This is a genomic window from Enterococcus termitis, from assembly GCF_001730305.1.
Classification (GTDB): domain Bacteria; phylum Bacillota; class Bacilli; order Lactobacillales; family Enterococcaceae; genus Enterococcus_L; species Enterococcus_L termitis.
In genome coordinates this window covers 1-7,988 of the sequence record NZ_MIJY01000026.1, presented here as the reverse complement: position 1 = coordinate 7,988, position 7,988 = coordinate 1, and the positions used below count along the sequence as shown (strand labels likewise).

General features: G+C 32.4%; 10 protein-coding genes and 1 pseudogene. All 11 read right to left on the bottom strand.

Features of this window, described 5'->3' with window-relative positions:
* Positions 1 to 395: 395 nt before the first annotated feature.
* On the bottom strand, positions 396 to 875 hold the full coding sequence (locus tag BCR25_RS12220; RefSeq protein ID WP_069663896.1) for a type II toxin-antitoxin system death-on-curing family toxin: 480 nt from the start codon (positions 873 to 875) through the stop codon (positions 396 to 398).
* Positions 868 to 1,266: a hypothetical protein gene (locus BCR25_RS12215; RefSeq protein WP_069663895.1), complete on the bottom strand. Its 399-nt coding sequence runs from the start codon at positions 1,264 to 1,266 to the stop codon at positions 868 to 870. The genes BCR25_RS12220 and BCR25_RS12215 overlap by 8 nt, the downstream gene beginning before the upstream one ends.
* Positions 1,267 to 1,632: 366 nt before the next feature.
* The gene (locus tag BCR25_RS12210; RefSeq protein ID WP_069663894.1) at positions 1,633 to 2,118 is read right to left on the bottom strand and encodes a DUF2247 family protein; all 486 of its coding nucleotides are present in this window, start codon (positions 2,116 to 2,118) and stop codon (positions 1,633 to 1,635) included.
* A 12-nt stretch (positions 2,119 to 2,130) separates the two neighbouring features.
* Entirely contained in the window at positions 2,131 to 2,895 is a 765-nt protein-coding gene (locus BCR25_RS20565; protein WP_069663893.1) for a hypothetical protein, read from the bottom strand.
* 517 nt (positions 2,896 to 3,412) lie between these two features.
* Entirely contained in the window at positions 3,413 to 3,865 is a 453-nt protein-coding gene (locus tag BCR25_RS12200) for an SMI1/KNR4 family protein (RefSeq protein WP_069663892.1), read from the bottom strand.
* A 3-nt stretch (positions 3,866 to 3,868) separates the two neighbouring features.
* A complete protein-coding gene (locus BCR25_RS20560) occupies positions 3,869 to 4,519 on the bottom strand; it encodes an HNH endonuclease (protein WP_211272506.1) in 651 nt (216 codons plus the stop codon).
* A 183-nt stretch (positions 4,520 to 4,702) separates the two neighbouring features.
* Positions 4,703 to 5,137, bottom strand: coding sequence for an SMI1/KNR4 family protein (locus BCR25_RS12190; RefSeq protein ID WP_010771994.1), 435 nt, complete (start codon positions 5,135 to 5,137; stop codon positions 4,703 to 4,705).
* A gap of 14 nt (positions 5,138 to 5,151) precedes the next feature.
* Positions 5,152 to 5,571, bottom strand: coding sequence for an HNH endonuclease (locus BCR25_RS12185; protein WP_069663891.1), 420 nt, complete (start codon positions 5,569 to 5,571; stop codon positions 5,152 to 5,154).
* A 1,005-nt stretch (positions 5,572 to 6,576) separates the two neighbouring features.
* Entirely contained in the window at positions 6,577 to 7,137 is a 561-nt protein-coding gene (locus BCR25_RS12175; protein WP_069663890.1) for an RNA 2'-phosphotransferase, read from the bottom strand.
* Entirely contained in the window at positions 7,130 to 7,474 is a 345-nt protein-coding gene (locus tag BCR25_RS12170; RefSeq protein ID WP_245792302.1) for a hypothetical protein, read from the bottom strand. Before BCR25_RS12170 ends, BCR25_RS12175 begins: the two co-directional genes overlap by 8 nt.
* Positions 7,475 to 7,507: 33 nt before the next feature.
* A pseudogene (locus BCR25_RS20555) lies at positions 7,508 to 7,988 on the bottom strand (ParB/RepB/Spo0J family partition protein); the annotation flags it as partial.

Sequence of the window (7,988 nt, the reverse complement as noted above, 5' to 3'; positions counted from 1 at the left end):
CAGAAAGTGTTTCATAATAGGAAATCGCATCTTCTGTCGTCATGTACGCTGTAGAGATTTGTTGGTTCAATGCTTGTGTCGCACGTAATACATCAAACATAACAAGATCTCCAACAAAAATATCCTTATTTTTTCTTTTTATTTTTGATACACGAAAAACGGTACAGTCACCAATACCGTTTTAAGAGCCTAGTATCCAGCTGATTATACGTCAAAGAAGTATTCGAAAAGACTAGAACAATCCTTTGAAGTTTTCTAAAATAAATACAGCTAGTTTATATCAGCTATCGGCAACTTGATTAGTGAGTTAGTTCTTACTAGTCAAGGCTCTATCATTTGATTACAAGTATTATGATAGAGTGCTTTTTTATTTAGTTCTTATCTATGTCTCCTCATTAAGTTTGCGATAATTTAACAATCACATCTTGAAAAGAACTATTTTTACGTATTTCTATTTCTAATTGTTTTAAAATGTTTTCGGAAGAAATTTTATCGTTTTCAACCGTATTCTCTTGTAAAATTTCTTTGATTTTTTCCTTTTCTATATGCGATTCCACAATATTTAAAGAAATATCATAAAAGCTACCATCTATCATTAAACAATATCCATTTATTCTTAAATAAATATACGTTGTCACTAATGCAGTGCGCCTATTTCCATTGTAAAAGCAATGATAATTGGAAAGTGCATACCATAGATAAGCTGCCTTATCGAAAATTGTGGGATACAATTCCACACCGAAAACTTCTTGATTTAATGATTGAGAAATTAGCTGAATAGAGTTTTTATCTCTGATACCATACATAGGTTTAACAACATCTTCAGTTGATTTCTGAAGAAAATTATTAATATAAATTATCAACTGTTCATTCATAATTTTCTCTCACAAAATCTTTTATTTCTTTATAAGTACGAAACTTATTATGGCTAATTTGCTCCGAGTTATCTAAATATATGGTGTAATCTAAATAATCATCAGAATAATTAATTGATAACATTACTACATAATCAGAGTTTGTTTTCACTGAACTTTTAATTTTAGAAAACAATTCATTAATTTCATTAAAATCCACATTGCTCTCTGTGTCTTTTATTATCTTTCGCTCTGTATCAACTACGGAATTAGTATCTCCACCGGAAATTCTTTCTTTTTTTACAGTATCAAATAACATAACTGTATACTTATTATCTTCTCTAACAGAATCATACTTTATTAGAAAATTTACTTTATTTTCCTTTAAGAATATTTGCAATTTCTGACACATCTTTTAAGTCTCCTGTGCCTATTCTATTTATTAAATCCCATTTTTGAGTATCATTCAATAACATAATAGGAGCTGGTATCTTCTGTAGTCATGTATGCTAATGGAGCCTCTAAAGACACATATGATTTCTTATTTTCGATATACGAAAAGCAGTATCAGTTTGTTCACTCCCTAATGCCGTTCCAAAAGTCTGTAAATCAGCTAATGATGCCTCCAATAAACATTCACAAAGACTAAAAAAATCTTGGACTTTCTACACAATGACTAAATTTGGCTTTTGTTAGATATTGGTAACTTGATTAATAAGTGTACCTTTACTATTCAAGTCTTTACGTTTAGCACCAATCAAATAGTAACGGGACTTTTTTAATTTTCATTAATTTTATTATTTTCCGAATCTAAAAATCTATGAAATCTATCTATCAATCCTTTTTTTGTAGTAGGAACTTCTTGAGGCATATAATTTATAAATTCAGCCATATCTTCTGGGTAACCATTATTGTTATAAAATTCGGCAATTTTGTTCAGCAAATCATCGTCATCACTGATAGTATCTGCTAGCTTAGATAGGTAAACAAACCTAAGTTTTAGTTCTTCTATTTTATAATCATCATCGTCTTCTTCTAAATTAGGAAAATAGCGACTTTTTATTTCAAATAGAACTTGTTGTAAATTATCAGATTTTACTCCCCAAGCCAATTCGCTAATGAAATCATCATCCTTTCCAAGCTCCATTAGTTCTATTGCGTAATCAGAAATCACCTGTGGTTCAAAAAAATTTTGGATAATCCCAACATAAATAGTTTTCCAATTATAGCTTATTTTTTTTTCTTTTAAATTCATTAAGTTCATTGTTTTCTCCTCTTATTTTTTAGGCACTTGGTTTGGTTTCCCTGTTAACACACCGCCATCAATAAATCTTCTATGACTTACGTTACCGTTAGGCTCCACGATCCATTCAAAAACGCCTGTTTTTCCGTTGTGACTTCCTTCAATTTGGAAAAACCGTCTATTAATTCCATCTCCACCAACTAGAGGAAACTCATTTGCGACAGTTGGATAATTATCAACAATGTCAGGAAATCCATGTTCTTTCGGAACATGTGGAAATTCTTTTTTTATAGTAGGTTTTCCATTTGGATCATTTCCCCAAACTGGTTTTACATCATCAACTTTTGTTCCACTTCCCACTCGTTTGCCATTCGCTATAGGAGTTTCAACTTCAGAAATAATTTTCTTATTAGCCCCACCGGCTCCCTTAGCCACATCATCCACAACCGACCCAACTTTAGGCGCTCTCAACTTAGTTGTAACATTCTTTGCCGTGTTTTTCAATCCATTCGTTGCCGTTAACATCGTTCCTACTGTCAGAACATCTGTCGTCATATCATAGATATCTCCACGTTTAAAGTCATCAGCCATTGCACCTATTGCGGCTTTACTCATTTCAAAAATGGCAGAAGGTGTCAGTGCCTGAACATTCTTAACAGTTCCTGACCAATCTTTTCCAATCCAATCTGGGGATTTTACTCCCCGTAAATTATTGATCCCTGTAGCGATTCCTCCACCTAAAAGCTGGCCAACTTGTACACTACCAATCGCTAATGAACAGTAAATAAAGAAAAGCAATTAGGGCATAGGCTTGACATGTATGAATATGAACGAAAATTGAACGAGCAAGAAGTAGCGAATACCCTTGAATTAGATATTGAAACCTATAAAAAAAGGAAGTATTATTCTAAAATTTGAAGAAGTTAAAGCTATGGAGAAAAAACTACAAGTACCTTCTAATTTTCTACTCTGTTTATTTTAGACGATTCAGACAATACAAAATTGAACTTTAAAAATGGTGTGGATATCAAATATACTATCACTTCAGAGAAAGAGTATGAAATTATTCAAAGTCTGCACAGCTTAACTCAAAATGAATTAAAAGAGATTAGTAATTTGGTTCTTAAATTTCAGAAAAGAGTCTGGAATATTTTTTAATTATCAAACATAAAAAAGTGTAATGTATTCTTAAACAAATACATTACACTTTTTATAGTTGTTGAATATATATTTTGATACACGAAAAAATAGTATCCGTGATTGTTCACTCATTCATATTTTTATCAAAAATGAACCCAATAAACATCCTATTACTTTATTTTCCAAACATTTCCATAAACTCTGTAAATGTATGAGCTATCCAATAAGTATTCATCTCATCATCTGAATTTTCAAAATGATAGGAATCGTCCCAATAGTACACTCCTTCATTTTCGCCTCCACATATGATTAAAACCAAACCTTGAATTAAATCGTCACCAATAATTACCGTATTTTCTAATAAATCTTCTGCCAAATTATCCATCCAATAATCAATATTAGATTTCTCATTGTCAGTATCAATGCCATACAGGACGTCTATTACTATTTTCTCATCTATATCTTCAACAGATATTTCATTTGAGCTATCTTTCTCAACAATTCCTCCATTGTAATTTAACAAAAACTCTTTATAGTCTTTAGGTAAATTTAAATTGTATTTTTGCTCTAAACTAATTATTTTTTCCTCTGTGGTATTACTAAATCTCTCTATTTTTATCAATTCCATTGCCTACTTTCTTTTTTTCAAAGCCATTCCGCCTTTATGAGTAAATTCCTTATGGATAGCTTTATCTACCTCTTGAAGTGTTTCCAAGTCCTGATGATGATGCCATGTATTATTCACAGCATCGCGAGGACCATTAGAAGCCAATTTATCAGCTTTTTTAAAATCAGGAAATCCATTTGTATACTTAACTGATTGTCCCTTAGCATTTGTATAAACCCAAGTACCGTCATCTAAAACGCTAATTTCTCCACCTTTATCCAACCATTTTCTGGGATCTCTTGAATTTTTAGGTTTTGTTTCTAATAATTCTTTCGTTAAATCATCCACACTTAATTTTTTCCCAGCTCCACTGGCTTTCTTAGCCACATCATCAACAGCGCCACTGCCCTTACTAAAGTTAGCTTTTGCTGCCTTCATATAATCATCCAACGTTCCCTTACCAACAACTTTGACGCTTCCTCCACCTGCAAGAGCTATTTCGTCCATTATTGGCATTGGAATATTCTTTACTTTTGTCATAAAGGCTTTTAAGGCATCATCTCCGTACCTCAAGCCTTTATCGACCATCGAGGCAACTTTGCCTAGTTTACTCAAAGTCGTGGCTTTCGTTGCTGCTTTAAGGAAGAATTCAGCATATTGAAACAAGAAATGCATTATGGAAATGTCTATCAATACTGAACCGAATTGAGATAAACTATTGAGAAGTGTATTCAATCATCGAATCAAAAAAATAGAGTGAAAAAATTCACTCCATAAAAAAATCTATTTTTTTGCCTCTACAGAAAACATCAGTTGAATTCCTTACTAATTCAATATAAATAACTCTAGTGTACGTTTTTAATAAAGCATATTTAATAACTCCGTAAATGTTTCACATATAAATAAAATGGACTTTTCACTATCCTTATCAGCTACTTCATGATTCCAAAATATCACATTTGGTACTTTCTTATCACGAAAATCAAAACAAATTAAATTACCAAATGGATCCTCAGCAATAGGAATTACACCCTTAACTATACGATCGAAGACATCTTCTAAGACTTCAAAAATATTACTATAGTCATCCTCTTTAAAACTTATTAAATTATTAAACACTTCTTCCTTATCATTGAACTTAAACTTATTTGGGTGAGGATATCCTCCATCGTTTTCAGATACTACTTCAATATAATCCTGTGGAAACTTTACATTTAGTTGTTTTTCAGCATCAACAATTTCATTTCCCAGTAGTTTACCATTTGAATTCTTCCATGTAACTATCTTTGACATAATTCATACTCTCCCTAATTTCCTGGACCCCAGATACTAAAGCCTCCAATATGTCCAGTTTGTCTATGAAGTTTCCTATCAACCAAATGCATTACACCAGAATCTTGATGATGGTGCCAAGTAAATCTTTTAGGAACTCCTCCAGATTTAAATATTTCAATTTCTTCTAAAGAAAATTGACTTGCAAACTCTTTATTTTTTAATATTTTTTCATACAGGTCTTTACTTGCTCTATCGAAATGTGTTCCTCTAGATTTTAGAAAATCAGCTTTATCTAACTTCATTGTATGCTTAGAATCGAAAATCGGGAATCCATCCAAATCGAATTTTATACCTGATTTTGGATGGACCTTACCTGCCATGTTCATTTTCCCTTTGACTACATCATCAACAGCGCCACTTCCCTTACTAAAGTTAGATTTCGCCATCTTCATGTAGTCATCAATTGTCCCTTTTCCAAAAACTTTAACGCTTCCTCCACCTGCAAGGGGGCGATTTCATCCATGAGTGGGACTGGAATATTTTTTAGTTTTGTCGCAACTGCTTTAACTACGTCATCTCCATATTTTAACCCTTTATTGATGAAGAAATGGAAATGATGAAAGTTCTCGTTATAAAAAAATTTATGAAAGATATGGACGAAAAAGAAAAAAATGACACTTCTAATCCATAATAAACTCTAATAAAAGTAAATGGTTCACTTCGTCGATTCCATCGCCATTGACTTGTATTAGTAGGCATGTACTCTTGTCAGTGCCCGAGGAACTCACAAAATAGCTATCACCTTGGCTAGTTTCTCGAGCTTTTTAGCGTAATATGCCCACCGTTGGCTTTAACAACTAATTTTGTTCTTCTAAAATCTTCTTTCTTCACCCTCAAAATCTAGCAAAATAGGCTTCTAAAACCATTAAACTTTCTTCTTACTTCGTAATTCTAACAATTGCTTTTCCATTTTTTGCATAGTTTGCCTAAAGTCCAAATAAAACAGTGTAAAGACTTGTGAACAAGCATAGTATTTTCTAGCGATTTGTTGTTTGTTTACTGGTCTATTTTTATCTTCGAAAAATTTTTCTAACACTGGTAATACTTATTGCCATGATTGTATTTTCTCCAATACATAATATACTGCATAAATATCTTGATGGCTAATTTCTTTAACTGGTTGCTTATTTTCTGTCAATAACATTTTCTTACTTCCTTTCTTTTGATACACAAAAAAACGGTATCAGTGGTTGTCTCCTCACTAATACCGTTTCAATAGTCTACAATTTAGCTGACTGTACACTTAATAAACATTCAATAAGACTAGAAAAGTCCTCTGAATTTCTGTACAATAAACACAGCTAGCTTTTGTTAGCTATTGGCAACTTGATTAGTGAGTTCGTACCTTACTATCAAGGCTTTACTATCCGACGCCAATCAGATAGTAAAGTGCCTTTTTATTTTTTATTATATACCTCTATGAATTCTGGTGGAACGCTGTCTGCTAGCCAAACCTTTTCATTTCCTAAATAAAATTTTATTCCTTTTGCTCTAGCATTTTCTGTATTAATCACTAAAATAATCGGGTTTTTATCTTTTCTTTTTCCTACTAAATTAGCTGTCTCTATATCTTCAGATAAATGAACATATTGCCTAGACATTGGAGATAAACCACTTTTTTCAATTTCAGATAAAATATCATGTGCAGTCCCATGATACAGAAATTTAGGAGGAATAGCTTCTTCTTTTACTATTTTCATTGGAATAGAGTGTCCATATAATGCTCGAATACTATTCTCTTTGATTTCATGCCTCTTTTTTTCTGATTTCTCAATCATTATTTTTAAATCTTCGAGTTCTACATTTTGCCATTCGTTAGACTGATGAAAGACTTGTAATAATTGGTCAATCGGCACCCAACCATTTTTATCTAGTTCTAACTCGTATTCCCAAGGAGCATGACGCAATGCATAAGAAACTTCTTTACTCAATTTCATATAGTTTATTTTCTTAGACAATTTCTTCCTCCCGATTATATTCGACCATTGTTTTAACAGCAGATTCTACCCATTCCCATAAGTCTTCAAATTCACCTCTTTGTTCAAAACCTTCCGTAGTGAAATCATGAATTAATTGAATTTTACTTCCTTTACCAATTTCAAAACAAGCAGTATCATCATTGTCAGCCCTCTTAGCAAACGGAATCAATTTTCGATTTGGATACCTATTTCTCATGCCATTATAAATACTTGAAGCTTGTTCTTTTTTCATCAAAAACCAAATGTCAAAATTTACTAATCCTAAATCTATTAGTTTTTCATATGATTCGGGATATTCAAAATTAATTTCTTCCATATAAAAATCACACAAATTAACCACCCACATTTTCTATTTCATTTTTTCTAAATCAAATGACCCCATTGGATTATTATTTCTGAAACTAGCTTTTTGTTTTCCAATTCTCAAATCAGTAGCTTCTCCCCATGTCTTAGGGACTCCTTTAGGTGTTGTAAACCTTGCAACCATATCGGGAGGTAAAGGATCATTATAATTTCTAACCGTGGCTTGAACGTCTATCCCAACCTCTCTAGCTGCTGCAACTCTTGTGTTATCAAGAGTCGTTAAACTACCATCAGGCATTCTCACAACATCAATTGGGTCACCTTTCCAACCATTCGCTTTCATACTAGCAATAATTTCATCTGAACCATTTACAGAAGTTTGACTGAACCTAATTTCCGAAGGGTTAACATTTTCAATATTCTTTCCAAGTCCACTGGCTTTCTTAGCCACATCATCAACAGCGCCACTGCCCTTACTAAAGTTAGATTTCGCCATCTTCATGTAGTCATCAATTGTCCCTTTTCCA

Excerpts from the sequence above, each read along its gene's own strand:
- BCR25_RS12220 (WP_069663896.1), bottom strand. The coding sequence starts at position 875 with ATGAATGAACAGTTGATAATTTATATTAATAATTTTCTTCAGAAATCA.
- BCR25_RS12215 (WP_069663895.1), bottom strand. The coding sequence starts at position 1,266 with ATGTGTCAGAAATTGCAAATATTCTTAAAGGAAAATAAAGTAAATTTT.
- BCR25_RS12210 (WP_069663894.1), bottom strand. The coding sequence starts at position 2,118 with ATGAACTTAATGAATTTAAAAGAAAAAAAAATAAGCTATAATTGGAAA.
- BCR25_RS12200 (WP_069663892.1), bottom strand. The coding sequence starts at position 3,865 with ATGGAATTGATAAAAATAGAGAGATTTAGTAATACCACAGAGGAAAAA.
- BCR25_RS20560 (WP_211272506.1), bottom strand. The coding sequence starts at position 4,519 with ATGCATTTCTTGTTTCAATATGCTGAATTCTTCCTTAAAGCAGCAACG.
- BCR25_RS12190 (WP_010771994.1), bottom strand. The coding sequence starts at position 5,137 with ATGTCAAAGATAGTTACATGGAAGAATTCAAATGGTAAACTACTGGGA.
- BCR25_RS12185 (WP_069663891.1), bottom strand. The coding sequence starts at position 5,571 with ATGAAGATGGCGAAATCTAACTTTAGTAAGGGAAGTGGCGCTGTTGAT.
- BCR25_RS12170 (WP_245792302.1), bottom strand. The coding sequence starts at position 7,474 with ATGGAAGAAATTAATTTTGAATATCCCGAATCATATGAAAAACTAATA.